Below are 25,106 nucleotides of genomic sequence, written 5' to 3' on the forward strand. Positions count from 1 at the left end.
GGTTTCGGCCGTCAGCCGCCGTCGCCGGCCTTACGGGTGTGCAGCTGTCGCGCGACCTCGGCGATCGAGCCCGAAAGGGACGGGTACACGGTGAAAGCGTTCGCGATCTGTTCGACCGTCAGATTGTTGTCGACGGCGATCGAGATCGGATGGATCAGTTCCGACGCGCGCGGCGCCACGACCACACCGCCGACCACGATCCCGGTGCCCGGCCGGCAGAAGATCTTGACGAAGCCGTCCCGGATGCCCTGCATCTTGGCGCGCGGGTTGCGCAGCAGCGGCAGCTTCACGACCCGGGCGTCGATCTTGCCGGCGTCGACGTCGGCCTGGGTGTAGCCGACGGTGGCGATCTCCGGGTCGGTGAACACGTTCGACGAGACGGTCTTCAGGTTCAGCGGTGCCACGGCGTCGCCCAGGAAGTGGTACATGGCGATACGGCCCTGCATGGCCGCCACCGACGCGAGCGCGAAGACACCGGTGACGTCACCGGCGGCGTACACGCCGGGCGCGGTGGTCCGGGACACCTTGTCGGTCCAGATGTGCCCGGAGTCCCGCAGCCTGACGCCGGCCTCCTCAAGGCCCATGCCCTCGGTGTTCGGGATCGCGCCGACCGCCATCAGGCAGTGCGTGCCGGTGATGACGCGGCCGTCGGCGAGGGTGACCTCCACCCGGTCGCCGACCCGCTTGGCGGACTGGGCGCGGGAGCGGGCCATGACGTTCATGCCGCGGCGCCGGAAGACGTCCTCCAGGACTGCGGCGGCGTCCGGGTCCTCGCCCGGCAGCACGCGGTCCCGGGACGACACGAGCGTGACCTTCGAACCGAGCGCCTGGTAGGCACCGGCGAACTCGGCACCGGTGACACCGGAGCCGACCACGATCAGCTCCTCGGGGAGCTCGTTCAGGTCGTACACCTGCGTCCAGTTCAGGATGCGCTCGCCGTCGGGCTGGGCGTCGGCCAGCTCGCGCGGATGACCGCCCGTCGCGATCAGCACGGCGTCGGCGACCAGCGTCTCCTCGCTGCCGTCGGCCGCGCGCACCACGACCTTGCGCGATCCGTCCAGGCCCTGCTGCCCGTCCAGCCGCCCGCGTCCGCGCACCACCCGGGCGCCCGCCCGCGTCACCGACGCCGTGATGTCGTGCGACTGGGCGAGCGCCAGCCGCTTCACCCGGCGGTTGACCTTGCCGAGGTCGACACCGACGACACGCGCGGGGGTGTCGATGTGCGGGGTGTCGTCCGCGACGATGATCCCCAGTTCCTCGTACGACGAGTCGAAGGTGGTCATCACCTCGGCCGTCGCGATGAGCGTCTTCGACGGCACGCAGTCGGTCAGCACCGACGCACCGCCCAGACCGTCGCAGTCGACGACGGTCACCTCCGCACCGAGCTGAGCGGCGACCAGCGCCGCTTCGTATCCGCCGGGTCCGCCACCGATGATCACGATCCGAGTCACGTACTCCATTGTCCCGCACGCTTCAAGGTGCGACTGCCTCGGGGGCCCGGCCGGGTCATCACCGGGCCGGCACGGATGTCCCTGCGTCGAAAGTGACGGCGGAGCCGACTGCCGTACCCTCTGTCCATGTCGCTCTACGCCGCGTACGCCGGCAATCTCGACGCGCGGCTGATGATCCGCCGCGCTCCCCACTCGCCGCTGCGTGCCACGGGCTGGCTGAACGGCTGGCGGCTGACCTTCGGCGGCGAGCAGCTTGGCTGGGAGGGCGCCCTCGCCACGATCGTCGAGGACCCCGCTTCGCAGGTCTTCGTCGCGCTGTACGACATCGCCCCGATGGACGAGGAGTCACTCGACCGCTGGGTCGGCGCGGGCATGGACGTCTACCGCCGCCTCCGGGTCCGCGTGCACACCCTCGACGGCGAGGAGCAGGCCTGGGTGTACGTCCTCAACGGCTACGAGGGCGGCCTGCCGTCGGCCCGCTATCTGGGCGAGATCGCCGACGCCGCGGAATCGGCCGGCGCGCCGCACGACTACGTGATGGAGCTGCGCAAGCGCCCCTGCTGACCACGCGGGCGCCCGGAACGGGCTATCGGTCCGGCCGGGACATGGCTCTCGTCGGAAACGACAAGACAACGATCGCGATCCCGTGAGCTCTGTCATCTACGCGCGTAGGCGATGACCGGCTACTCTCGACCGTGTGAACGCATCTCTTCTTCCGGACGACATCCAGGGCGACCCCTACGCCGCCGCCGACGCCGCCGCCGCGCGCCTGCGCGCACTCACCGGCGCCGAGTCCCACGACGTCGCCCTCGTGATGGGCTCCGGCTGGGCACCGGCCGTCGACGCGCTCGGTACTCCCGACGCCGAGTTCCAGGTCACCGAGCTGCCCGGCTTCCCGCCGCCGGCGGTCGAAGGGCACGGCGGCAAGGTCCGCTCGTACCAGATCGGCGACAAGCGCGCCCTGGTCTTCCTGGGCCGCACCCACTACTACGAGGGCCGTGGCGTCGCCGCCGTCGCGCACGGCGTGCGCACCGCCGTCGCCGCGGGCGCCAAGAGCATCGTGCTGACCAACGGCTGCGGCGGTCTGCGCGAGGGCATGCGCCCCGGCCAGCCGGTCCTGATCAGCGACCACATCAACCTGACCGCGACCTCGCCGATCGTCGGTGCGAACTTCGTCGACCTCACCGACCTGTACTCGCCGCGCCTGCGCGCCCTGTGCAAGGAGATCGACCCCACCCTCGAAGAGGGCGTCTACGCCCAGTTCCCCGGCCCGCACTACGAGACCCCGGCCGAGATCCGCATGGCCCGCGTCATCGGCGCCGACCTGGTGGGCATGTCCACGGTCCTCGAGGCGATCGCCGCGCGCGAGGCGGGCGCGGAGGTGCTGGGCATCTCCCTGGTCACCAACCTCGCCGCGGGCATGACCGGCGAGCCGCTGAACCACGAGGAGGTCCTCCAGGCGGGCCGCGACTCGGCCGCCCGGATGGGCTCCCTGCTGGCCCGGGTGCTGGGCCGGATCTGAGAGGGATGCAGCAGGGGGTGCCGCTGCATGCCGTAGGGGGTGCCGCTTCGTACCGAAGGGTGCCGCTGCACCCGTAGGCGTGCCGCTTCGCGCCGTCGGGCGGCGCTGGTCCGTCGTGGCCGGGTGCGGGTCCGTCGCGCTGGACGCGGGTCCGTCGCGCCCGGCGCGGGCCCGTCGGGCTGGACGCGGGTCGCGCTGGACGCTGGTCCGTCGTGGCCGACCGCAGGTCCATCGCGCCGGGCGCGGGCCCGTCGCACCGGCCGCGGGTCCGTCGGGCCGCCCGCGGGCCCCCTCATGTCCGGCCGGGCGGTTCCCCGCGCCCCTTCGGGTGCGTTGCGGCCGCGTACGGCGGGCACCCTCCACTCCGCCCCCGATCCCGACCCACAATCGAATCCGCCGGCGCCACGCGCACCCCGACCGACCCGCGCAGGCGCCGCAGGCATCCGCACGACGACGAGAGGTTGACCGGACCGTGCAAGACGATCTCATCGCAAGGGCCCAGGCCTGGCTCGCCGAGGACCCCGACGCGGAGACCCGCGACGAACTCGCCGCGCTCATCGACGCCCACGACGTCGAGGAGCTCGGCGCCCGCTTCAGCGGCACCCTCCAGTTCGGCACCGCCGGCCTGCGCGGCGAACTCGGCGCCGGCCCCATGCGCATGAACCGCTCGGTCGTCATCCGCGCCGCCGCCGGCCTGGCCGCGTACCTCCGGAAGAACGGCCAGGGCGACGGCCTCGTCGTCATCGGCTACGACGCCCGCCACAAGTCCGCGGACTTCGCCCGTGACACCGCCGCCGTCATGACCGGCGCCGGACTGCGCGCCGCCCTCCTGCCGCGCCCGCTCCCCACGCCCGTCCTCGCCTTCGCCATAAGGCACCTGGGCGCGGTCGCCGGTGTGGAGGTCACCGCCAGCCACAACCCGCCCCGCGACAACGGCTACAAGGTGTACCTGGGCGACGGCTCCCAGATCGTCCCGCCCGCCGACGCGGACATCGCCGCCGAGATCGCCGCCATCCCGTCCCTCACGACGGTCTCCCGGCCCACCGAGGGCTGGGAGACTCTCGACGACGGCGTCCTCGACGCCTACCTGGCCCGCACGGACGCCGTGCTCGCCGAGGGCTCCCCCCGCACCGCGCGGACCGTCTACACGGCCATGCACGGTGTCGGCAAGGACACCCTCCTCGCGGCCTTCGCCCGCGCCGGCTTCCCCGCCCCGGACCTGGTCGCCGAGCAGGCCGAGCCGGACCCGGACTTCCCGACCGTCGCCTTCCCCAACCCGGAAGAGCCCGGCGCCATGGACCTCGCCTTCGCGAAGGCCCGCGAGACCGGCCCGGACCTGGTCGTCGCGAACGACCCGGACGCGGACCGCTGCGCCGTGGCGGTGAAGGACGGCGACGGCTGGCGCATGCTGCGCGGCGACGAGGTGGGCGCGCTCCTCGCCGCCCACCTGGTGAACCGGGGCGCGCGCGGCACCTTCGCCGAGTCGATCGTCTCCTCCTCCCTGCTCGGCCGTATCGCCGGGAAGGCGGGCCTGCCGTACGAGGAGACGCTGACCGGCTTCAAGTGGATCGCCCGCGTCGACGGCCTGCGCTACGGCTACGAGGAGGCGCTGGGCTACTGCGTCGACCCGGAGGGCGTCCGCGACAAGGACGGCATCACCGCCGCCCTGCTGATCACGGAGCTGGCCTCGGTCCTGAAGGAGCAGAACCGCACGCTCCTCGACCTGCTCGACGACCTCGCCGTGGAGCACGGCCTGCACGCCACCGACCAGCTCTCGGTGCGGGTGAAGGACCTCTCGCTCATCGCGGACGCCATGCGCCGCCTGCGCGAGCAGCCCCCGACCGAGCTCGCGGGCCTGGCCATCACGAACGCCGAGGACCTGACGAAGGGCACGGACCGGCTGCCGCCCACCGACGGTCTGCGCTACACCCTCGACGGCGCCCGCGTCATCGTCCGCCCCAGCGGCACGGAGCCCAAGCTGAAGTGCTACCTGGAGGTCGTCGTCCCGGTGGCGACGCACGCCGACCTGCCGGCCGCCCGCGCCACGGCGGCGGACCTCCTGGCGGCGATCAAGCGGGACCTGTCGGCGGCCGCCGGCATCTGACGCCCGCCCGGGGTGCCCTCGGCCGACCGCTCAGGGCACCCCGGTCCCGACACCCGGTGGCGGGGCCGGCCGGGCTCACCCGACCGCGAGCAGCACCGCCAGCAACACCGCGCCGGCCACCGCGGGCCCCGCTATCTCGTACGCCCAGCGCACGCTGACGCGGCCCTGCGCGGTCTCGGCCTGTTCCCGGTTCTCCAGCAGGTTCCGCAGCTCGTCCATGATCTGGTCGGCCTGGGCCCGCACGGGCTCGTCCGGCACCGCGGCCGACGCCCCGCCGAAGCCGCCGAGCCCCCGCTCCCGGCCGCCGCCGCCCCTGGAGAGCTCCGCGGCCCGCCGCGACTCCCGGCGCGCCGCCCGCTTCCGCGCCCGCAGCGACACCGGCACGGCCCACAGCTGGTACTTGGTGCCGGACTTGGCGACGACCTCGTTCGAATAACCGGACCGCAGCGAGGCGATCTCCCCCCACGGCAGCACGATCACCCGGAACGGGTTGCGGACGCGCAGCCGGTCCTCGTTCGCGGACACCGCGGGCCGCAGGGTGAAGGCGGTGACCAGCGGCACCACCAGCAGCAGCGTCGCGAGCGCCAGCCACGGCGTGCGCCCGTCACCGGCGACGATCGCGTCGATGCCGAGCCACCCGGCGAGGCCGAGCAGCAGCACACCCCCGGCGATGCCCGCGGGCGACCGGTAGATCCGATCCTTGGACTCGGTGGTCGTCATGGTCCCGATTCTGCCCGACGCCGCCGACAACGCTCATTCGCGGTCCCGTACCTGTGGATGAGCGCCGACGAGTGCCGAGGGGTGTACAGCAGCTACGCGCGTAGATATGCTCGTCTGGTGACCATGCCCACCAATGCACCCACGCACAGCCTCTCGGACGTGACCTCGTCCGACAGCACGCTGCGCCGCTTCCTCCACGGGCTGCCCGGCGTCGACGCGGTCGGCCTGGAAGCGCGCGCCGCCTCGCTCGGCACCCGTTCCATCAAGACGACCGCCAAGGCCTACGCCATCGACCTGGCCATCTCCATGGTCGACCTGACGACGCTGGAAGGCGCGGACACCCCGGGCAAGGTCCGGGCGCTCGGCGCCAAGGCGGTCCACCCCGACCCGACCGACCGCACGACCCCGGCGACGGCGGCGGTCTGCGTCTATCCCGACATGGTGGCCGCCGCGAAGGAAGCCGTGGCCGGGTCCCCGGTGAAGGTCGCCTCGGTCGCCACCGCCTTCCCGGCGGGCCGCGCGCCCATCGGGGTCAAGCTGGCCGACGTCCGCGAGGCGGTCGCCGCGGGCGCCGACGAGATCGACATGGTCATCGACCGCGGGGCGTTCCTCTCGGGCGCGTACATGAAGGTGTACGACGAGATCGTCGCCGTGAAGGAGGCCTGCGGGGCGGCCCGTCTGAAGGTCATCTTCGAGACCGGCGAGCTGTCGACGTACGACAACATCCGCCGCGCGAGCTGGCTCGGCATGCTGGCCGGGGCGGACTTCATCAAGACGTCCACGGGCAAGGTCGCGGTGAACGCCACGCCCGCCAACACCCTGCTCATGCTCGAGGCAGTCCGGGACTTCCGCGTCCAGACCGGCGTCCAGGTCGGCGTGAAGCCGGCCGGCGGCATCCGCACCTCCAAGGACGCCATCAAGTTCCTGGTGCTGGTCAACGAGACCGTCGGCGAGGACTGGCTGGACAACCACTGGTTCCGGTTCGGCGCCTCCTCGCTCCTGAACGACCTGCTGATGCAGCGTCAGAAGCTGGCCACCGGCCGCTACTCCGGCCCCGACTACGTGACGGTGGACTGATCACCATGGCATCGGCATTCGAATACGCCCCCGCGCCCGAGTCCCGCTCGGTCGTCGACATCGCCCCCTCCTACGGCCTGTTCATCGACGGCGAGTTCGCCGAGGCCGCGGACGGCAAGGTCTTCAAGACGGTCAGCCCGTCGACCGAGGAGGTCCTCTCCGAGGTCGCCCAGGCCGGCGAGGCGGACGTCGACCGCGCGGTGAAGGCCGCCCGCAAGGCGTTCGAGAAGTGGTCCGCGCTGCCGGGCTCCGAGCGCGCCAAGTACCTGTTCCGCATCGCCCGGATCATCCAGGAGCGCAGCCGCGAGCTGGCCGTCCTGGAGACCCTGGACAACGGCAAGCCGATCAGGGAGACGCGGGACGCCGACCTGCCCCTGGTCGCCGCCCACTTCTTCTACTACGCGGGCTGGGCGGACAAGCTCGGCCACGCGGGCTTCGGCCCGGACCCCCGGCCCCTCGGCGTGGCGGGCCAGGTCATCCCGTGGAACTTCCCGCTGCTGATGCTGGCGTGGAAGATCGCCCCGGCGCTGGCCACGGGCAACACGGTGGTGCTCAAGCCCGCCGAGACGACCCCGCTCTCCGCCCTGTTCTTCGCGGACGTCTGCCGCCAGGCGGGCCTGCCCAAGGGCGTCGTCAACATCCTCCCGGGCTACGGCGACGCGGGCGCCGCGCTCGTGGCGCACCCGGACGTGGACAAGGTCGCCTTCACCGGCTCCACCGGCGTCGGCAAGGAGATCGCCCGCACGGTCGCCGGCACCCGCAAGAAGCTGACCCTGGAGCTGGGCGGCAAGGGCGCCAACATCGTCTTCGACGACGCCCCGATCGACCAGGCCGTCGAGGGCATCGTCAACGGCATCTTCTTCAACCAGGGCCAGGTCTGCTGCGCGGGCAGCCGGCTCCTGGTGCAGGAGTCGATCCAGGAGGAACTCCTCGACTCCCTCAAGCGCAGGCTCTCCACCCTCCGCCTGGGCGACCCGCTGGACAAGAACACCGACATCGGCGCGATCAACTCCGCCGAGCAGCTCTCGCGCATCACCTCGCTCGTCGAGCAGGGCGAGGCGGAGGGCGCCGAGCGCTGGTCCCCGGCCTGCGAGCTGCCGGAGAGCGGCTACTGGTTCGCGCCGACGCTGTTCACTAACGTCACCCAGGCGCACACGATCGCCCGTGACGAGATCTTCGGCCCGGTCCTGTCGGTGCTGACCTTCCGCACCCCGGACGAGGCCGTCGCCAAGGCCAACAACACTCCGTACGGCCTGTCGGCGGGCATCTGGACGGAGAAGGGCTCCCGCATCCTTGCCGTGGCGAACAAGCTGCGCGCGGGCGTGATCTGGTCCAACACGTTCAACAAGTTCGACCCGACCTCGCCGTTCGGCGGTTACAAGGAGTCGGGCTTCGGCCGCGAGGGCGGCCGCCACGGCCTGGAGGCGTACCTCGATGTCTGACCGTCTCAGTGTTTTCAAGACCTACAAGCTGTACGTGGGCGGGAAGTTCCCGCGTTCCGAGAGCGGCCGGGTGTACGAGGTGACGGACTCGAAGGGCAACTGGCTGGCCAACGCTCCGCTGTCGTCCCGCAAGGACGCCCGGGACGCGGTCGTCGCCGCCCGCAAGGCGTTCGGCGGCTGGTCCGGCGCGACGGCGTACAACCGGGGCCAGGTCCTCTACCGCGTCGCGGAGATGCTGGAGGGCCGCCGGGACCAGTTCGTGCGCGAGGTCGCGGACGCGGAGGGCCTGTCGAAGTCGAAGGCCGCCGTCCAGGTGGACGCGACCATCGACCGCTGGGTCTGGTACGCGGGCTGGACCGACAAGATCGCCCAGGTGGTGGGTGGCGGCAACCCGGTGGCGGGCCCGTTCTTCAACCTGTCCTCGCCGGAGCCGACGGGCGTGGTGGCCGTCGTCGCCCCGCAGGAGTCGTCGTTCCTCGGCCTGGTCTCCGTGGTGGCCCCGGTGATCGCCACCGGCAACACGGCGGTCGTGGTCGCCTCGGAGAAGTCCCCGCTGCCCGCGCTGTCCCTGGGCGAGGTGCTGGCGACCTCGGACGTCCCCGGCGGCGTGGTGAACGTGCTGTCCGGCCGTACGGCGGAGCTGGCGGCGCCGCTGGCCGCGCACCAGGACGTGAACGCGATCGATCTCGCGGGCGCCGACGAGGTACTGGCGAAGGAGCTGGAGGTCGCTGCGGCGGACAACCTCAAGCGCGTCCTGCGTCCACAGCCTGTGGACGAGGCCGGCTGGTCGGCGACCCCGGGTATCGACCGCATGACGGCGTTCCTGGAGACGAAGACGGTCTGGCACCCGACGGGTTCGCTGGGCGCGTCCGGCTCCTCGTACTAGCCGCTCCCCGCTCCGGCTGGAAGCCCCGGTCCTCCTCCGTCCAGGAGGGCCGGGGCTTCCGTGTGCCGCGCGTCAGATGCCGAGGCGCTGTGCGATGCCGTCGAGCACGCAGTCGAGGCCGAACTCGAACTCCCAGGCCCGGTCGTCCTTGCGGGCCGCGCTGAGCGCGTACTGCTCGTAGGTCGGATACCGGCCGGTGCCGATCAGGTATCCCATCTGCGGGGCGAGCGCCCGGCGGGTCTCGTCGCCGCTGGTCCAGCCCTTGCGCTGCTGGTAGTCCCGCAGGGCGATCTCGGTCTGGGCCGAGCCGTGCACGAAGGAGGTGACGGCCCGGAAGGCGGCCATCACCGAGTCGGCGTCCAGGCCGTGGTCGGCGAGCGCGGACAGCTGCCGTTCCGCCACGGCCATCCGGGACGGCGTCAGCATGACCACCGGGGTGGGCATGACCGCCATCCACGGGTGGGCGAGCATCAGTTCCCGCGTCTGCAGGGCGTAGGAGCGCAGCACCTCCCGCCACTCCGTCGCCCCGTCCGGCAGGGCCAGTTCCCGGGACACCCGGTCGATCATCAGCGCCCAGAGGTCGTCCTTGCCGTCGACGTGCCGGTAGGGCGCCATGGGCGCGACGCCGAGCTTGGTGGCGAGGCGGCGCATGGTGACGGCGGCGCCGCCCTCCTCGTCGGCGATCTCGACCGCGGCGGCGGCGATCCGCTCCAGGGTCAGGGAGGCGCGGGGCGCCGGGGCGGGCCGCTCCAGACGCTCCCAGAGAGTCGGCTCCACCGGTCCGCCGGCCTCCTCCTTCTTCCGATCGGCCACGACTCGGCTCCTCTCCGTCGGCCTGGTGTACAGCGTATCTCCAGTAGACGACGTACACATCAGTGTGTACGTTGTACACGTCCGATACGCCGTACACATCCGGGGGTCTCCCATGCCTGCCGCAGCCACCGCGCCGCTCCGCGTCGCCGTCGTCGTCGGCTCCACCCGCGAAGGCCGCTTCGCTCCCGTCGTGACCAGGTGGCTCGGCCGCCACCTCGCCGAGCGCGACGACATGCGCGCCGACGTCGTCGACCTCGCCGAGACCCCGTTGCCCACGGTGTTCCCGGCGTTCGGGCAGCAGCCACCGCCCGGCACCGAGGAACGACTGGCCCTGGTCACACCCCGGCTCGCCGCCGCCGACGCGTTCGTCATCGTCACGCCCGAGTACAACCACAGCTTCCCGGCGTCACTGAAGAACGCGATCGACTGGCACGGCGAGGAGTGGCACGGCAAGCCGGTCGCCTTCGTCTCGTACGGCGGGCTGTCCGGCGGCCTGCGAGCAGTGGAGCAGCTCCGGGTCGTCATGGCCGAGCTGAACGCCACGACCATCCGCAACACCGTCAGCTTCCACGACGCCTGGAGCCGTTTCGACGAGGACGGCCGCTGCAAGGACCCCGGCGCCGACACGGCCGCCAAGACCCTCCTCGACCAGCTCGCCTGGTGGGCGCACGCCCTGCGCGACGCCAAGACCGTCCGCCCCTACGTCGCCTGAGGCGATCCGACCCGAGAGAGGAGGAACCATGGACGCGCGCACCGACGAAGCCGGCCCGGACACGACGGGCACGGGCGGACCCCGGGCGGGGACGACCGGCGCGGACACCCCGCCCTCCCGGCTCGTCGTCCTCGGGCTGATGCTCGGCATCGTGCTCGCCACGCTCGACGGCACGATCATCGGCACCGCGCTGCCCACCGTCGTGGGCGACCTCGGCGGCCTCGACCACCTGTCGTGGGTGATCACCGCGTATCTGCTCACGAGCGCCGTCTCCACGCCCCTGTGGGGCAAGGTGGGCGACCTGTACGGCCGCAAGGGCAGCTACCTCGCCTCCATCGCCGTCTTCCTCGCCGGCTCCGTGCTCTGCGGACTCGCGCAGGACATGGGGCAGTTGATCGCCTTCCGGGCGCTGCAGGGCATCGGGGCGGGCGGACTGTTCGTCGGCGCCCTCTCGCTGCTCGGAACGCTGCTCACCCCCGCACAGGCCGGGCGCTCCCAGGCGCTGATCGGGGTACTGCTGCCGGCCGCGATGATCGGGGGCCCGCTGATCGGCGGCTTCCTCACCGACCAGCTGGACTGGCGCTGGACCTTCTACGTCAACGTCCCGGTCGGCACGGTGGCCCTCGCCGTCATCGGCTTCGGGGTACGGCTGCGCCACGAACGCGTCCGGGCCCGCGTCGACCTCGCCGGCGCGGCCCTGCTGACCGCTGCGATCCTCGCCGTGACACTGCTCGCGAGCTGGGCCGGCACGACGTACGCCTGGACGTCTTTCCGGATCATCGCGCTCGCCGTGCTGTCCGCCGCCGCGCTGGCCGCCTTCGTGCGGGTCGAGCGGAGCGCCCCGGAGCCGGTGATCCCGCCCCGGCTGTTCCGCGACCGCAACTTCACGGTGGCTCAGATCCTGAGCTTCCTCACGGGCGCGGCCATGCTGGCGGCGGCCGGCTATCTGCCGCTGTACATGCAGTTCGTGCAGGACATGTCGGCCACACGCAGCGGACTGCTGCTGCTGCCGCTGATGCTGGGCATGATCGGCGCGCAGCTCTTCATCGGCCGGCGGGTGGCCGACGGCGGCCGCTATCGCGGCTATCCCATCGTGGGCGGGGCGCTGGCCACGGCGGGCGCCCTGGCCCTGCTGGCGCTCGGCACCGGGACGAGCGCGGCCGCGGCCTCCGCGCTGACGCTGGCGCTCGGCGTGGGCCTCGGCTGTGTGATGCAGCCGACGATGCTGATCACCATGAACAGCGCGGACCCGCGCGACATGGGCGCGGCCAGCGGCACCCAGACGCTGCTGCGCACCATCGGCGGCTCGACCGGCGTCGCGGTGCTCGGCTCGGTGTACACGAACGGCCTCACGGCCACCGTGACGGACCGGCTCGGCGCCGCCGGCGAGCGGCTGACCGCCGGGGAGCTGACCCCGGCACTGCTGCGGGACCTCCCGGACCCGGTCCGCGACGCGTTCCGGACGGGCGTCGTCGACGGAGTCCACGGCGTCGCGCTGGGCACGGCCGCGCTGTGCGCCGTGACGTTCGCGGTGTCCTGGCTGATCCGGGAAGTCCCGCTGCGGGGCGGCAAGCAGCCCTAGGGGGTGTCTTGTCGATCAGGCCGGATCAGGGAGCGGCGTCTGGTGCCGTGCATCGCAAGGCGGAGGAGGGAGTCGATGCGATGGGGGCCCCTCCCTGCTCGAGCGGAGCCGAGAGCTTGGGGGAGTCGGGGACCGGCGACAACGCGGCGAGGCGCGGTGCCAGACGCCGCGAGCCCGGCATGATCGGCAAGACACCCCCCAGGGGGCGTCGTGCCCCCTGGGGAGCCGGCAGTCCTACGGCGCCAGCAGCCCAACCACGTCGCCCACCACCGGAATGGCCCCGACGGACTGCGCCTGCGCCACCGGCCCGGTCAGTGCCTGGGACGTCAGGGGCTTGAAGTCGGCGAGCTGGGTGCCGACTCCGTTGTCGAGCGGGTCGACGCCGGTCCCGGCGAGCGGGTTGGGCTTGAGGCCGGCGACCGGGCCGGTGACGTACGGGAGCGCCCCGCTGAGCGCCCGCATCCCGCCCTGCGGGTCGATCCCGCCCAGCGAGGTGGCCCGCCACGGCACCTCCACCGAGGGGGCGTCGGCCGCGGCGGCCGTCGTCGCGCCCGCACCCAGGGCCGCGCCCGCGGTGGCGAGGGCGACCAGGGTGCGGCGGCCGGTCGGGGTCTTGGAGGAGTGGTGTCGGGCCATCGCTTCTGCCACCTTCTCATGCGCTGGGTAACGTGTCCGACACGCAGGGTAGTTGACATGTGACGCACGCTTCAAAGCCGACCCGCGGGGTCGTTCGCGGGCCGGGCGATGCCTCACACTGGTGTCCCGTGAGCTCCCATCCGCCCATACCGACCCGAGTCGTGCTGCTCTGCGGCCCTTCCGGCTCCGGCAAGTCCCTCCTCGCCGCCCGCTCCGGCCTCCCGGTCCTGCGGCTCGACGACTTCTACAAGGAGGCCACCGACCCCACGCTGCCGCTGGTGGCGGGGAGCTCCGACATCGACTGGGACCACCCGGACTCGTGGGACGCGGACACGGCGGTCGCCGCGATCACCGACCTGTGCCGCACGGGCCGTACGAACGTTCCCGTCTACGACATCTCGCTGAGCGCCCGCACCGGCGAGGACACGATCGACATCGGGCGCACCCCGCTGTTCATCGCGGAGGGCATCTTCGCCGCCGAGATCGTCGGCCGCTGCCGGGAACTGGGCGTCCTCGCCGACGCGCTCTGCCTGAGCCGCGGCTCGGTGACGACCTTCCGCCGGCGTTTCCTGCGGGACCTCAAGGAGGGCCGCAAGTCGGTGCCGTTCCTGCTGCGCCGCGGCTGGCGGCTGATGCGCGACGAGCGGTCCATCGTGGCCCGGCAGACCGCGCTCGGAGCCCACGCCTGCGACAAGGACGAGGCGATGGGCCGGCTGGCGGCCGCGGCGGCGGGCCGCTGCGCGACGGCGCGCACGCCCGTGTAGAGCCGAGACGCGCGCCCCCGTACCCACGCGTCCCCGTACACAGCAGAACGGGGCTGGACGGACCCCCCGGCCCTCCAGCCCCGCTCTCCTGTGCTCCCCCGTGCATCCCCCCGCGGGTCCCCCGTGACCCCCGTGGTTCCCCTCCCGTTACCGCTCCCCCGTGTCCCCCCTCGGCCTTCAGGCGACAAGCTCCCCGAAGGCGTCCTCCTCGTCACGGCCGAAGCTGAGGACCTCGTCCTCGCGCAGCCGGCGCAGGGAGCGCCAGATGCTGGACTTCACCGTGCCGACACTGATGTCGAGGATGTCCGCGATCTCCGGGTCCGTGCGGCCCTCGTAGTAGCGCAGGACCAGCATGGTGCGCTGGAGTTCGGGCAGCCGGGCCAGCGCCTGCCACAGGACCGCGCGCAGCTCGGTGCCGCGCATCGCGTCCGTGTCGCCGGGCGTCTCCGGCAGTTCCTCGGTCGGGTACTCGTTGAGCTTGCGGCGCCGCCAGGCGCTGATGTGCAGATTGGTCATGGTGCGGCGCAGGTAGCCGCCGACCGCCGCCTTGTCACTGATCCGGTCCCACGCCCGGTAGGTCGAGAACAGCGCGCTCTGCAGCAGGTCCTCGGCCTCGAAGCGGTCACCAGTGAGGTGGTAGGCGGTTGCGTACAGGGAGGCGCGGCGTTCCTGGACGTAGGCCGTGAACTCGGCCTCCGACAGCGAGCGGCGCTCCCCCGATTCCTCCCTGTACGCGGATCCCCCGTGCGTTTCCCCCGTGAAACCGTCAACCACCGTCATGTACGCGGTGTGCTGACGCCCGGTGCCGCGAGCGCACCCCCGCCCGCTCACGGCACCGGACTTCTCGGAACCCCGGTGGGTGTTCACGTCGTGCAGACGCGTGATCACTGCGCTGGTGGTGGTGCCGTGCAGCGTGTTCATCTCGCGCCCCCCCGTCGTGGACTTCCCGGTGTTCTGTCTTGCTTCCGTGCTTGTGTCGAAAAGCTTGCCCGGGGGACTTCATGGCCGTGTCCGCCGACTGTCACAGACCTGTCACAGGGGCCGGCCACGGGAAGCGCACATCGCCGTCACAGAGACGAGCGATACGGCTACGCAGGCGCCCGAGTGTCGAATCCCGCACCGCCATGGGCCAGAATGAGGCGCGTGCCTTCCCTGTTGCTGATCGAGGACGACGACGCCATCCGTACGGCCCTGGAGCTCTCACTGACGCGCCAGGGACACCGGGTGGCGACCGCTGCCAGCGGTGAGGACGGTCTGAAGCTGCTGCGTGAGCAGCGACCGGATCTGATCGTGCTGGATGTGATGCTGCCCGGCATCGACGGGTTCGAGGTGTGCCGGCGCATCCGGCGCACGGACCAGCTGCCGATCATCCTGCTGACCGCGCGCAGCGATGACATCGACGTGGTGGTGGGCCTGGAGTCCGGCGCCGACGACTACGTGGTCAAGCCGGTGCAGGGGCGGGTGCTCGACGCCCGCATCCGGGCCGTGCTGCGGCGCGGGGAGCGGGAGTCGAACGACGCGGCGGCCTTCGGCAGCCTCGTCATCGACCGCGCGGCGATGACCGTGACGAAGAACGGGGAGGACCTGCAGCTCACGCCGACCGAGCTGCGGCTGCTCCTGGAGCTGAGCCGGCGGCCCGGTCAGGCGCTGTCCCGGCAGCAGCTGCTGCGGCTGGTGTGGGAGCACGACTACCTCGGTGACTCGCGGCTGGTGGACGCGTGTGTCCAGCGGCTGCGCGCGAAGGTGGAGGACGTGCCGTCGTCCCCGACGCTGATCCGTACGGTCCGTGGTGTGGGCTACCGACTGGATCCGCCTCAGTGACGGACCGGCAAGGGGGATTCCGCGGCTGGACCGCGGCTCGCAAGGGAGTTCTGTCCGGGTTGCGCTTCACCAGTCTGCGGTTGCGGCTGGTGGTGGTGTTCGGGCTGGTCGCGCTGACGGCCGCGGTGTCGGCGTCCGCGATCGCGTACTGGCTCAACCGGGAGGCGGTGCTCACCCGTACCCAGGACGCGGTGCTGCGGGACTTCGAGCAGGAGATGCAGAACCGGGCGGGCGTGCTGCCCGAGTTCCCGGGACAGGACGAGCTGCAGCACACGGCGGGCCAGATGGCCGTGGGCGGGCAGCAGTTCAGTGTGCTGCTGGTCGCGAAGGACCGTGACGGGCGGACGGTGTACGGCAGTTCGGGCGGTCTGAACGGCTTCTCGATCGAGGACGTGCCCGCCTCGCTGCGCACGGCGGTGAACAAGGAGCAGCCGCTCACCTCGAACAACAAGTCTCCGTACCACCTGTACTGGCAGCGGACCGTCGACGACGGCACCCCGTACCTGGTGGCCGGTACCCGGGTGATCGGGGGCGGGCCGACCGGGTACATGCTCAAGTCGCTGGAGCCGGAGGCCAAGGACCTGAACTCGCTGGCGTGGTCGCTGGGGATCGCCACCGGTCTCGCGCTGATCGGCTCGGCGCTGCTCGCGCAGGCCGCCGCGACGACCGTGCTGAAGCCGGTGCACCGGCTCGGGGTCGCCGCGCGGCGGCTCGGGGAGGGCAAGCTGGACACCCGGCTCAGGGTGTCCGGGACCGACGAACTGGCCGATCTGTCGCGGACCTTCAACAACGCGGCCGAGGCGCTGGAGAAGCGGGTCGCCGACATGGCGGCGCGGGACGAGGCGTCGCGGCGGTTCGTCGCGGACATGAGCCACGAGCTGCGTACCCCGCTGACCGCGATCACCGCCGTGACGGAGGTCCTGGAGGAGGAGCTGGAGTTCGAGGGCGGCGGCATCGACCCGATGATCGAACCGGCCGTACGGCTGGTGGTGAGCGAGACGCGGCGGCTGAACGACCTGGTCGAGAACCTGATGGAGGTCACCCGCTTCGACGCGGGCACCGCCCGGCTGGTCCTCGACGACGTCGACATCGCCGACCAGATCACCGCCTGCATCGACGCCCGCGCCTGGCTGGACGCGGTGGAGCTGGACGCCGAGCGGGGCATCCACGCCCGGCTGGACCCGCGCCGCCTCGACGTGATCCTCGCCAACCTCATCGGCAACGCGCTCAAGCACGGCGGATCGCCGGTGCGGGTGTCGGTCCGGGAGGCGGACGACGCGGTCGTGATCGCGGTGCGCGACCACGGGCCCGGCATCCCCGAGGACGTGCTGCCGCATGTCTTCGACCGGTTCTACAAGGCCAGCGCCTCCCGGCCGCGTTCCGAGGGCAGCGGGCTCGGCCTGTCGATCGCCCTGGAGAACGCGCACATCCACAGCGGTGAGATCACCGCCTCGAACTCCCCGGAGGGCGGCGCCGTGTTCACCCTGCGGCTGCCCAAGGACGCCTCGGAGCTGACGCCGCAGGACGCCGAACAGAAGGCGGGCGACGGCGCGGAGAAGGGCGAGGGCTCCTGATGGACGTACGACGCGGCGCACGCCGTGTGCTGTCGGTGCCCGTGCTCGCCGGGACGCTCGCCGCGCTGCTCACCGGCTGCGGGATCCGGGCCACGGAGGTGCCGACCGACTTCGGTCCCGCGCCCTCACGGGCGCACTGTTCGCCGGCCGGTCCGGACGTGACCACGCAGGCCTCGCGCGGGATGCCGGTGCAGGTGTTCCTGCTGTGCGGCTCGTCGCTGGTGGCCGTGGACCGCACGGTACGGGTCGCGGAGGGCGCGACGGACACCGAGCGGCGGGTGCTGGTGGCGCAGGGGCTGCTGGACGAGCTGACGGAGGCGCCGTCGCCGGCCGAGACGGACGCCGGGTACGAGACGGACGTGCGCGGCGGTACGGCGGTGGCCGGGCCGCGCCGCGGGGACCCGGAGGACACGCTGCGGCTGAGCACACCGCCGTCCGGGATCGGGTCGGTCGCGCTCGCCCAGATCGTGTGCACGTTCTCCGACTCGGCGGCGGCCGAGGGCGACGGCTCGGTGATCCTGGGCGGACCCGGCGACCAGGCGCCGCGCCGCTACAAGTGCACGGACGACGTGCGCGCCCGGCCGGGGTCGGCGGAGCCGCCGTCCTCGGCCGCCGCCGAGTGATGTGACCCCGCCCGGAGGGGCTGCCGTACGGGTGTGGCGCATGCCTCACCCGTACGCGCGACGGCAACCCGGAACCGATCCCGCCGACGGTCGCGTCTAGGGGGGCGTGCAGCGTCAAGGCTCCAGGGGCGGCAGCGCCGCGATCCGCATCCGGGTGACAGGAGGTGTCCTCCTCGTCGCGCACCTCGCGTTCGTCGCCTGGCTGACGCTGCGTCCGCTGGACGTCCCCTGGGTGATGCCCGCCAATCTGCGCCCGCTCGACGGCATCCGGGCCGATCTCGCGCTGGGCTGGCCCGAGGCGACGCGGCAGCTCGGGGAAGGACTCGCGCTGCTCGCGCCGCTGGGCGTGCTGCTGCCGATGGCGGGCGGGCGGCTGACCGAGTCACCGCTGGTCTCGTTCGTGCGTACGACCGCCGCCGGGGTGCTGATCTCGCTGGCCATCGAGCTGCTGCAGACCGGGGTGCCGGGGCGGGTCGTGAATGTCGACTCGCTGCTGCTGAACACCGCCGGCGTGGCGCTCACGCATCTCGCGCTCGTCCCGGCCGGGCGGGCCCGGCTGCGGCGCCGGCTGGAGTGCCGGCAGCGGGCCGCGCTCCCCCAGGAGGAGCCGTCTCAGGGTCGGACCCCGACGATTCCCAGGGTCGGGATCGCCCCGTGGGGCGATGTTTTGCCCCCTTCGTCTCCGTAGCGTGGACGGTAGTTGAGGCAGCCGCCAGGGCCGCCTCCGACCGACGCTCACGGCCCGCGAGCCGGGAGAAGAAGGAGTCGCCATGTCCCGCCTTGCCCGCCCCACCAGCGGCCGGATGATCGGCGGAGTGTGCGCAGCGCTGGCAGGGCGCTTCGGCACCTCCGCGACGACGATGCGCGTGATCTTCCTGGCCTCCTGCCTGCTGCCGGGGCCGCAGTTCCTGCTCTACCTGGCCCTGTGGATACTGCTGCCGTCCGAGGGCAAGGCGGCGCGCACGGCCTGGTGAGCCCGGCCGGGCCGGTACGCCGACGGGGCGCACCCCTCGTCCCAGGGGTGCGCCCCGTCGGCGCGTGGGGGCGTCGGTCAGCCCAGCGGGATGCCGTTCACCGGGATGCCGTGGGTGGGCAGGCCCTGCACCGGCAGACCGCCGAGCAGTCCGTTGACCGGCGCGGTCGGGCCTTCGGCGAGCACCTGCTGGGCGACGGGCTGCGCGGCGGCCAGCCCGGCCTCGAGCGCGGTCTGCCCCTGGGCCAGCGCCTCGCCGGAGCCCGGCAGCGCCTGGGAGACGTTCTCCGCCGGGAGGGTGCGGGTCACGGTGTCCAGGGCCTGACCGGCTGCGTCGGGCACGCCCGGCGCGGCGGCGTTGGCGGCGCCCGCACCGGCGGCGGCGAAGGCGGCACCGAGCGCGGCGACACCGAGGGTCTTGGCAGCAGACTGCTTCATGGTGAATTGCGTCCTTGACTGACTCGAAACGGGATGACGGCGAGAAAGAACGGGTGGGAAATGAGAGGCGCCCAAGAACGTAAACACGCCCGACCGGCCGCCGCAAACATCGAAATGCGGACGGATGGTGAACACCCTCTGGAGGAACCCGATCCCCCTGGTCCCCCGATCAGCCCTTCGGAGTAGTGAAACCGCTGGTGGAGGCAGTCTGCTGGAACAGCCACTCGGATTTCAGCTCTGCATATCCGGGCTTGACGACGTCATTGATCATGGCCAGCCGTTCATCGAAAGGAATGAACGCTGATTTCATCGCATTGACGGAGAACCATTGCATGTCGTCGAGCGTGTAACCGAATACGTCGACCAGGTGCTCGAATTCCCGGCTCATACTCGTGCCCGACATAAGCCTGTTGTCCGTGTTGACCGTGGCCCGGAAGTGCAGGCGGCGCAGCAGGCCGATCGGATGCTCGGCGTAGGAGCGGGCGGCGCCGGTCTGGATGTTGGAGGTCGGGCACAGCTCCAGCGGGATGCGCTTGTCCCGAACGTACGAGGCGAGCCTGCCCAGCCGGACCGTGCCGTCGGCGGCGACCTCGATGTCGTCGACGATCCGCACCCCGTGCCCGAGCCGGTCGGCGCCGCACCACTGGAGGGCCTGCCAGATGGACGGCAGCCCGAACGCCTCACCGGCGTGGATCGTGAAGTGGTTGTTCTCCCGCTTCAGGTACTCGAAGGCGTCGAGGTGCCGGGTGGGCGGATGCCCGGCCTCGGCGCCCGCGATGTCGAAGCCGACGACGCCCTCGTCGCGGTAGCGGTTGGCGAGCTCGGCGATCTCCAGGGAGCGGGCGGCGTGCCGCATCGCGGTGAGCAGCGCGCCGACGCGGATCCGCCGGCCCTCTTCCCTGGCCCGCCGCTCGCCCTCGCGGAAGCCCTCGTTCACGGCCTCGACGACCTCTTCGAGGGTGAGGCCGCCCTCCAGGTGCTGTTCGGGGGCGTAACGGACCTCGGCGTAGACGACTCCGTCCGCGGCCAGGTCCTCGGCGCACTCGGCGGCGACCCGGACCAGCGCGTCACGGGTCTGCATGACGCCGACGGTGTGCGAGAAGGTCTCCAGGTACCGCTCCAGCGAGCCGGAGTCGGCGGCCTCGCGGAACCAGAGGCCCAGCTTGCCGGGGTCGGTCTCGGGGAGCTGGGAGTAGCCCGTCTGCCGGGCGAGTTCGACGACCGTGCCGGGACGCAGGCCGCCGTCGAGGTGGTCGTGGAGCAGAACCTTGGGTGCCCGGCGGATCTGGTCCGGGCTCGGGGTGGTCCCCATCCGGTCAGTCTGGCGCGTCATTTTCGCACTGTAACCCCTACGCGCGTAGATCGCGTTTCCCAACACCCGCGTCGATACGCAACGGTGACCGCACGGACGGATGGCGTACACCCGCTCTTCTGACACTGTTCTGTCATGGCACAGCAAGCGACGGCGGTTCGCAGGGCCAGGCTGGGGCGGGCGTTCGGTCCGGAGCCGACGGCGGTGAGCGGTGTGGTACTGCTGCTCCCGGGCGGCGACGAGGTCTCCGACCGAAGACCCTCACCGCTGCCGGCGGCCGGGCCGGTGAGAGGGCTGGGGCGACGGCTCCAGCGGGCCGGCGCGGCGGACGGGCTCGCGGTGCACGTGGTGCAGTACCGCTACCGCGGCTGGAACGGCAGCGAGGCCCGGCTCGCCCATGACGCGGCCTGGGCCGCGGACGAGGTCGTACGCCGGTACGGGGACGTGCCCGTGTGTCTCGCCGGGTACGACATGGGCGGGCGGGCGGCGCTGCGGGCGGGCGGGCACGACGCCGTCAACTCCGTGGTGGCGGTCGCCCCTTGGCTGCCGGAGGACGATGTCGCGGCATCACCCGAACCGGTGAAACAGCTGGCGGGGCGGCGCGTGCTGGTCGTGCACGGGACGAACGACGAGCGGACCGACCCCGAGCTGTCGTTCCGGCTGGCGGAGCGGGCGAAGAAGGTGAACCGGCAGGTGTGCCGGTTCGAAGTGCACTCGGACCGGCACCGGTTGCAGCAGCACCGGGAGGAAGTGCGGGCGCTCGTCGAGGACTTCGTGATGGGAGCGGTGTTCGGGAGGCCGTTGTCGCGGCCGGTGGAGGACGCGCTGGCGGCTCCGCCGCCGCTGGGCTTGCGGATGCCGCTGGCCTCCGGGTTCGGGAAGTCGCTGCGGCGGTAGCGTCACCGGGTCCCCGGGGTCTCAGGTCAGCAGGCTGCCCTTCCTGGAGAGCAGGAACTTCTTGAAGGCGGCCACCGGGGGCGTGTCCACGCTGCCGGCCAGCCAGGCGACGCCGATCTCGCGCACCGCTCGCGGTGCCGTGACCGTCAGTTCCGCGACTCCCGGCCGGGGGACGGCGGGCGGGGGCAGCAGCGCGACGCCCAGGCCCGCCGCCACCAGACCCCTCAGTGTCTCCGCCTCCTCCCCCTCGAAGGCGACCTTCGGGCGGAAGCCCGCCTCCTGGCAGAGGTCGTCGGTGATGCGGCGCAGGCCGTAGCCGGGTTCCAGGGTGACGAAGGATTCGTCGGCCGCCTCGGCGAGGCGGATGCGCTTGCGGGCGGCCAGAGGGTGGTCGGCGGGGACGACCAGGCGGAGCTTCTGTTCGTCCAGGCGGCGGGCGACCAGGTCGGGGGCGTCGGGGACGGGGGAGGTCAGACAGAGGTCGAGGCCGCCGGCGCGCATGCGCTCGATCATGGCCTCGCCGTAGTTCTGGACGAGGGTGAAGCGCACGCGCGGGTGCTCCGCGCGGAAGGCGCGGATGAGACCGGGTACGGTCTCCGTGCCCATGGTGTGCAGGAAGCCGAAGGCGACCTTGCCGGTGGTCGGGTCGGCGTCCGCGCGGACCTCCTCGGCGGCCCGCTCGACCTCCGCGAGAGCGCGCTCGACGGAGGTCAGGAAGGTGCGCCCGGCGGGGGTGAGGGCGACGGTGCGGCCGCGGCGGGCGAACAGCTCCACCCCCAGATCCTGTTCGAGGCGGACCATGGCCCGGGAGAGCGTCGACTGGGGGACGTTCATCTCCTGGGCAGCGCGGGTGACGTGCTCGGTGCGGGCGACGCCCGCGAAGTACGCGAGGCGCGGAGCCAGCGTCATCGCCATGTCTTCTGTGTCACCGGACTGTGACAGGTGGGCCTGTGACCTCTGCTGATGCACCATGGGAACGATTATGGCGATTCCATGCATTGGACGGATGAGCGAGGGCGTCCGTACGGTCGAAGCATGACTCCCGCCAGTACCGGGGCGTCCACCATCGTGGGCGCCGTAAGGACCGTTCCCGACTCACGTATGGCCCCGGGCGGGCCCGGCTACCGCCGGATGAGTTTCGCCCTCTTCCTCGCGGGCGTCGCGACCTTCGCGCTCCTCTACTCCACGCAGGCACTGCTCCCGCTGATCTCCGGTGATTTCGGGGTGACGGCGAGCGAGGCCAGCTGGACCGTGGCGGCCTCCACCGGCGGGCTCGCGCTGTTCGTCATCCCGATGAGCGCGCTGTCCGAGCGGTTCGGGCGGCGTACGGTCATGACGGCGTCCCTGGCGGTGGCGGTGACCGTCGCGCTGCTGGTGCCGTTCGCGCCCTCGCTGACCGCGCTGGTCGCCCTGCGCGCCGTACAGGGCGCGGCGCTGGCCGGAGTCCCGGCGTCGGCGACGGCGTATCTGGCGGAGGAGGTCCGGCCGAAGGCCCTGATCACCGCGATCGGCCTGTTCGTCGCGGGCAACAGCGTCGGCGGGATGAGCGGCCGGGTCATCACCGGCTGGGTCGCGCAGGAATGGGGCTGGCGGGTCGCGCTGGGCGCGCTGGGACTGGTCGCGGTGGGCTGCGCGATCGCCTTCCGGCTGCTGCTGCCGGCGCCGCGGCACTTCGCGCCGGGCTCGCTGCGCCCGCGGGTGCTGGCCCGCACGGTCCGCGCGCACCTCGCCGACCCGCTGCTGCGGCGGCTGTACGCGATCGGCGCGCTGTTCATGACCGTCTTCGGCGGGGTGTACACGGTGATCGGCTACCGCCTGACGGACGCGCCGTTCTCGCTCCCGCAGGGCGTCGTCGGCTCGGTCTTCCTGGTGTACCTGGTCGGGACGGTGTCCGCGTCGGCGGCGGGCCGGCTGGTCGGCCGGCTGGGCCGCCGGGGCGCGCTCTACCTGGGCGGCGGCACCACCGCCGCGGGGCTGCTGCTGTCGCTGGCCGACTCGCTGCCGCTGGTGCTGCTGGGGCTGGTGCTGATCACGGCGGGCTTCTTCGCCGGGCACGCGGTGGCCTCGTCGGCGGTCAGCAAGACGGCGACGCACGGGCGGGCGCAGGCCGCGGCGCTGTACCAGTCGGCGTACTACGTCGGCTCCAGCGTGGGCAGTACCGCGGGTGCCGTCGCCTTCCACGCGGGCGGCTGGGCCGGGACGGTCGGGGTCGGGCTGCTGGCGGTGGCCGGAGTCGTCGGCATCACCGTGCTCGGGTCGGTGGCCGCGGCGCGGACGGTCGCCCGGACCGCCTGACCGGCCACGCCCCTCACCTGCGGTTTTCCGGCTCCGGGGGCCGTTGTCAGTGGGCTGCGGTAGCTTCCGGAGTGCTGGAGCGCGAAGGCGCGGCACCGTAGCGGCCACAGGGGTGGGTGGACCATGAGCAACACCACGGCGACGACGGATCTCGACGTCGAACTGGAGAAGTACCGGGTCGAGCTGACCGGCTACTGCTATCGCATGCTCGGCTCCTCCTTCGAGGCCGAGGACGCGGTGCAGGACACCCTGGTCCGCGCCTGGCGGAGTCACGAGAAGTTCGAAGGCCGCTCCAGTCTGCGGTCCTGGCTGTACCGGATCGCGACCAACGTCTGCCTGGACATGCTGACGGCCGGCAACAAGCGCGCGCGGCCGATGGACCTGTCGGAGGCGACACCGCTCGCGCAGGCCGCCCTCTCCCCCCGCCCGGACCACACCTGGCTGGAGCCGATGCCGGACGCCCGGGTGCTGCCGGCCACCGCCGATCCGGCGGAGGCGGCGGTCGCCAAGGAGTCGGTGCGGCTGGCCTTCATGGCGGCGCTCCAGCAACTGCCCGCCAAGCAGCGGGCGGTGCTGATCCTGCGGGAGGTGCTGGCCTGGAAGGCGAGCGAGGTCGCCGAACTCCTCGGCACCTCCGTCGCCTCCGTCAACAGCGCCCTCCAGCGGGCCCGCGCAACCCTCGCCGAGCGGCCCGACCCCGCCGCCGACGCGGCGGTGTCCGACCCGCTCGACGCGGACCAGCAGAAGCTCCTGGAGCGCTATGTGGCGGCCTTCGAGGGCTACGACATGACGGCGCTGACCGCGTTGCTGCACGAGGACGCGATCATGACGATGCCGCCGTTCGACCTGTGGCTGCGCGGCACGGCCGACATCACCGGCTTCATGACCACCGTCGGCTCCGCGTGCGCGGGCTCGCGGCTGCGGCCCGTCGAGGTCAACGGACTGCCCGGGTTCGCGCACTACAAGCCGGACCCGGAGGCGGGCGGCTTCACTCCGTGGGCGGTGCAGGTCCTGGAGATATCAGACGGCCGGATCACCGGGTTCCACTGCTTCCTGGACACCGAGCGGTGGTTCCCGCTGTTCGGGCTGCCCCTCCACCTCGAAGCGGAGGCCGACCAGGTCGAGCAGGGCGTGTAGCGCCGGGGCGGGGTTCCGCAGCCGGATCCGGCCGCCGGCGCGCCGGGCCGTCAGCTGGAGCCGGGCGAGCAGGTCGACGGTGGCCAGCCCGGGCGGCCCGAGCGCGCCGACGTCGCACACCACGACCGTCGGCCCGCCGCCCTCCAGCAGGACACGCACGTCCTCGCACAGCCCGCTCACCTCCTCCCGGGTGACGGGTCCGGCCAGCACGATGTCCGCGGGTGTCATGGCATCCACGTGCGGTAGACCCGGCAGACCCGCCGGACTCATCGCGGGGCGGCGTCACCGGCGTCACATTGACCGGAAACCGCTTCCCGCAGAGGGTTG

26 protein-coding genes are annotated in these 25,106 nt (G+C 72.3%); 17 read left to right on the plus strand and 9 right to left on the minus strand.

Annotation, left to right across the window (positions count from 1 at the left end; all coding sequences use genetic code 11):
• Positions 1-11 precede the first annotated feature (11 nt).
• Positions 12-1,460 (minus strand): NAD(P)H-quinone dehydrogenase, encoded by a 1,449-nt coding sequence (locus tag ACSU6L_RS14030; protein WP_073940354.1) that lies wholly within the window; start codon positions 1,458-1,460, stop codon positions 12-14.
• 117 nt (positions 1,461-1,577) lie between these two features.
• Here ACSU6L_RS14030 and ACSU6L_RS14035 point away from each other — a divergent pair, with 117 nt between their 5' ends.
• From ACSU6L_RS14035 to ACSU6L_RS14045, 3 genes are all read left to right on the plus strand, one after another.
• Positions 1,578-2,015, plus strand: a complete 438-nt coding sequence (locus tag ACSU6L_RS14035; RefSeq protein WP_437056863.1) for a gamma-glutamylcyclotransferase — start codon at positions 1,578-1,580, stop codon at positions 2,013-2,015.
• 133 nt (positions 2,016-2,148) lie between these two features.
• Positions 2,149-2,973 carry a purine-nucleoside phosphorylase gene (locus ACSU6L_RS14040; RefSeq protein ID WP_073940356.1) on the plus strand — a complete coding sequence of 275 codons (825 nt, stop codon included), beginning with the start codon at positions 2,149-2,151 and terminating at the stop codon, positions 2,971-2,973.
• Between the two features lie 472 nt (positions 2,974-3,445).
• Positions 3,446-5,077, plus strand: coding sequence for a phospho-sugar mutase (locus ACSU6L_RS14045; RefSeq protein WP_437056865.1), 1,632 nt, complete (start codon positions 3,446-3,448; stop codon positions 5,075-5,077).
• A 75-nt stretch (positions 5,078-5,152) separates the two neighbouring features.
• On the opposite strand, the gene ACSU6L_RS14050 is transcribed toward ACSU6L_RS14045, so the two are convergent.
• A complete protein-coding gene (locus tag ACSU6L_RS14050; protein ID WP_437056867.1) occupies positions 5,153-5,797 on the minus strand; it encodes a PH domain-containing protein in 645 nt (214 codons plus the stop codon).
• A 123-nt stretch (positions 5,798-5,920) separates the two neighbouring features.
• Between ACSU6L_RS14050 and deoC the strand changes: the two genes are divergently transcribed.
• The 3 genes from deoC to ACSU6L_RS14065 are packed head-to-tail and all read left to right on the plus strand — an operon-like array spanning position 5,921 to position 9,202.
• A complete protein-coding gene (deoC, locus tag ACSU6L_RS14055; RefSeq protein ID WP_437064885.1) occupies positions 5,921-6,874 on the plus strand; it encodes a deoxyribose-phosphate aldolase in 954 nt (317 codons plus the stop codon).
• A 5-nt stretch (positions 6,875-6,879) separates the two neighbouring features.
• Positions 6,880-8,316 carry an aldehyde dehydrogenase family protein gene (locus ACSU6L_RS14060; protein ID WP_073940359.1) on the plus strand — a complete coding sequence of 479 codons (1,437 nt, stop codon included), beginning with the start codon at positions 6,880-6,882 and terminating at the stop codon, positions 8,314-8,316.
• A complete protein-coding gene (locus ACSU6L_RS14065) occupies positions 8,309-9,202 on the plus strand; it encodes an aldehyde dehydrogenase family protein (RefSeq protein WP_437056870.1) in 894 nt (297 codons plus the stop codon). Before ACSU6L_RS14060 ends, ACSU6L_RS14065 begins: the two co-directional genes overlap by 8 nt.
• A gap of 72 nt (positions 9,203-9,274) precedes the next feature.
• Here ACSU6L_RS14065 and ACSU6L_RS14070 read toward each other — a convergent pair whose 3' ends face one another.
• On the minus strand, positions 9,275-10,015 hold the full coding sequence (locus tag ACSU6L_RS14070) for a TetR/AcrR family transcriptional regulator (RefSeq protein WP_437056872.1): 741 nt from the start codon (positions 10,013-10,015) through the stop codon (positions 9,275-9,277).
• Between the two features lie 112 nt (positions 10,016-10,127).
• Between ACSU6L_RS14070 and ACSU6L_RS14075 the strand changes: the two genes are divergently transcribed.
• Positions 10,128-10,727, plus strand: a complete 600-nt coding sequence (locus ACSU6L_RS14075) for an NADPH-dependent FMN reductase (protein WP_437056874.1) — start codon at positions 10,128-10,130, stop codon at positions 10,725-10,727.
• A 28-nt stretch (positions 10,728-10,755) separates the two neighbouring features.
• Entirely contained in the window at positions 10,756-12,309 is a 1,554-nt protein-coding gene (locus ACSU6L_RS14080; RefSeq protein ID WP_437056876.1) for an MDR family MFS transporter, read from the plus strand.
• Between the two features lie 234 nt (positions 12,310-12,543).
• Here ACSU6L_RS14080 and ACSU6L_RS14085 read toward each other — a convergent pair whose 3' ends face one another.
• Positions 12,544-12,945 carry a hypothetical protein gene (locus tag ACSU6L_RS14085; RefSeq protein ID WP_437056878.1) on the minus strand — a complete coding sequence of 134 codons (402 nt, stop codon included), beginning with the start codon at positions 12,943-12,945 and terminating at the stop codon, positions 12,544-12,546.
• A 59-nt stretch (positions 12,946-13,004) separates the two neighbouring features.
• Here ACSU6L_RS14085 and ACSU6L_RS14090 point away from each other — a divergent pair, with 59 nt between their 5' ends.
• Positions 13,005-13,709, plus strand: a complete 705-nt coding sequence (locus ACSU6L_RS14090; protein WP_437056880.1) for a uridine kinase family protein — start codon at positions 13,005-13,007, stop codon at positions 13,707-13,709.
• Positions 13,710-13,886: 177 nt separating this feature from the next.
• Here the strand turns inward: ACSU6L_RS14090 and ACSU6L_RS14095 are convergent, their stop codons facing one another.
• On the minus strand, positions 13,887-14,630 hold the full coding sequence (locus ACSU6L_RS14095) for a SigE family RNA polymerase sigma factor (protein ID WP_073940366.1): 744 nt from the start codon (positions 14,628-14,630) through the stop codon (positions 13,887-13,889).
• Between the two features lie 222 nt (positions 14,631-14,852).
• Here ACSU6L_RS14095 and afsQ1 point away from each other — a divergent pair, with 222 nt between their 5' ends.
• The 5 genes from afsQ1 (at position 14,853) to ACSU6L_RS14120 (ending at position 18,701) form a co-directional block, all read left to right on the plus strand.
• Entirely contained in the window at positions 14,853-15,530 is a 678-nt protein-coding gene (gene afsQ1, locus ACSU6L_RS14100; protein ID WP_073940367.1) for a two-component system response regulator AfsQ1, read from the plus strand.
• Complete coding sequence (locus ACSU6L_RS14105; protein ID WP_437056883.1) at positions 15,527-17,104, plus strand: ATP-binding protein; 1,578 nt, start codon at positions 15,527-15,529, stop codon at positions 17,102-17,104. Before afsQ1 ends, ACSU6L_RS14105 begins: the two co-directional genes overlap by 4 nt.
• Positions 17,104-17,727: a hypothetical protein gene (locus ACSU6L_RS14110; RefSeq protein ID WP_437056885.1), complete on the plus strand. Its 624-nt coding sequence runs from the start codon at positions 17,104-17,106 to the stop codon at positions 17,725-17,727. Before ACSU6L_RS14105 ends, ACSU6L_RS14110 begins: the two co-directional genes overlap by 1 nt.
• A 106-nt stretch (positions 17,728-17,833) precedes the next feature.
• The gene (locus ACSU6L_RS14115; RefSeq protein WP_437056887.1) at positions 17,834-18,415 is read left to right on the plus strand and encodes a VanZ family protein; all 582 of its coding nucleotides are present in this window, start codon (positions 17,834-17,836) and stop codon (positions 18,413-18,415) included.
• A gap of 82 nt (positions 18,416-18,497) precedes the next feature.
• A complete protein-coding gene (locus ACSU6L_RS14120) occupies positions 18,498-18,701 on the plus strand; it encodes a PspC domain-containing protein (RefSeq protein ID WP_073940371.1) in 204 nt (67 codons plus the stop codon).
• 77 nt (positions 18,702-18,778) lie between these two features.
• Here ACSU6L_RS14120 and ACSU6L_RS14125 read toward each other — a convergent pair whose 3' ends face one another.
• The gene (locus ACSU6L_RS14125; protein ID WP_073940372.1) at positions 18,779-19,138 is read right to left on the minus strand and encodes an ATP-binding protein; all 360 of its coding nucleotides are present in this window, start codon (positions 19,136-19,138) and stop codon (positions 18,779-18,781) included.
• A 169-nt stretch (positions 19,139-19,307) separates the two neighbouring features.
• The gene (locus ACSU6L_RS14130; protein WP_437056889.1) at positions 19,308-20,471 is read right to left on the minus strand and encodes an adenosine deaminase; all 1,164 of its coding nucleotides are present in this window, start codon (positions 20,469-20,471) and stop codon (positions 19,308-19,310) included.
• Between the two features lie 114 nt (positions 20,472-20,585).
• Here ACSU6L_RS14130 and ACSU6L_RS14135 point away from each other — a divergent pair, with 114 nt between their 5' ends.
• Positions 20,586-21,347: an alpha/beta hydrolase gene (locus tag ACSU6L_RS14135; protein ID WP_437056891.1), complete on the plus strand. Its 762-nt coding sequence runs from the start codon at positions 20,586-20,588 to the stop codon at positions 21,345-21,347.
• A gap of 21 nt (positions 21,348-21,368) precedes the next feature.
• Here the strand turns inward: ACSU6L_RS14135 and ACSU6L_RS14140 are convergent, their stop codons facing one another.
• A complete protein-coding gene (locus ACSU6L_RS14140; protein WP_437056893.1) occupies positions 21,369-22,319 on the minus strand; it encodes a LysR family transcriptional regulator in 951 nt (316 codons plus the stop codon).
• A 63-nt stretch (positions 22,320-22,382) separates the two neighbouring features.
• On the opposite strand from ACSU6L_RS14140, the gene ACSU6L_RS14145 reads away from it, so the two are divergent.
• Positions 22,383-23,642, plus strand: coding sequence for an MFS transporter (locus tag ACSU6L_RS14145; protein WP_437056895.1), 1,260 nt, complete (start codon positions 22,383-22,385; stop codon positions 23,640-23,642).
• 123 nt (positions 23,643-23,765) lie between these two features.
• Complete coding sequence (locus ACSU6L_RS14150; RefSeq protein ID WP_437056897.1) at positions 23,766-24,779, plus strand: sigma-70 family RNA polymerase sigma factor; 1,014 nt, start codon at positions 23,766-23,768, stop codon at positions 24,777-24,779.
• Here the strand turns inward: ACSU6L_RS14150 and ACSU6L_RS14155 are convergent.
• The gene (locus ACSU6L_RS14155; protein WP_365507037.1) at positions 24,663-25,007 is read right to left on the minus strand and encodes an STAS domain-containing protein; all 345 of its coding nucleotides are present in this window, start codon (positions 25,005-25,007) and stop codon (positions 24,663-24,665) included. The genes ACSU6L_RS14150 and ACSU6L_RS14155 overlap by 117 nt on opposite strands.
• Positions 25,008-25,106 lie beyond the last annotated feature (99 nt).

This window comes from Streptomyces sp. enrichment culture, assembly GCF_964272855.1.
Lineage (GTDB): Bacteria > Actinomycetota > Actinomycetes > Streptomycetales > Streptomycetaceae > Streptomyces.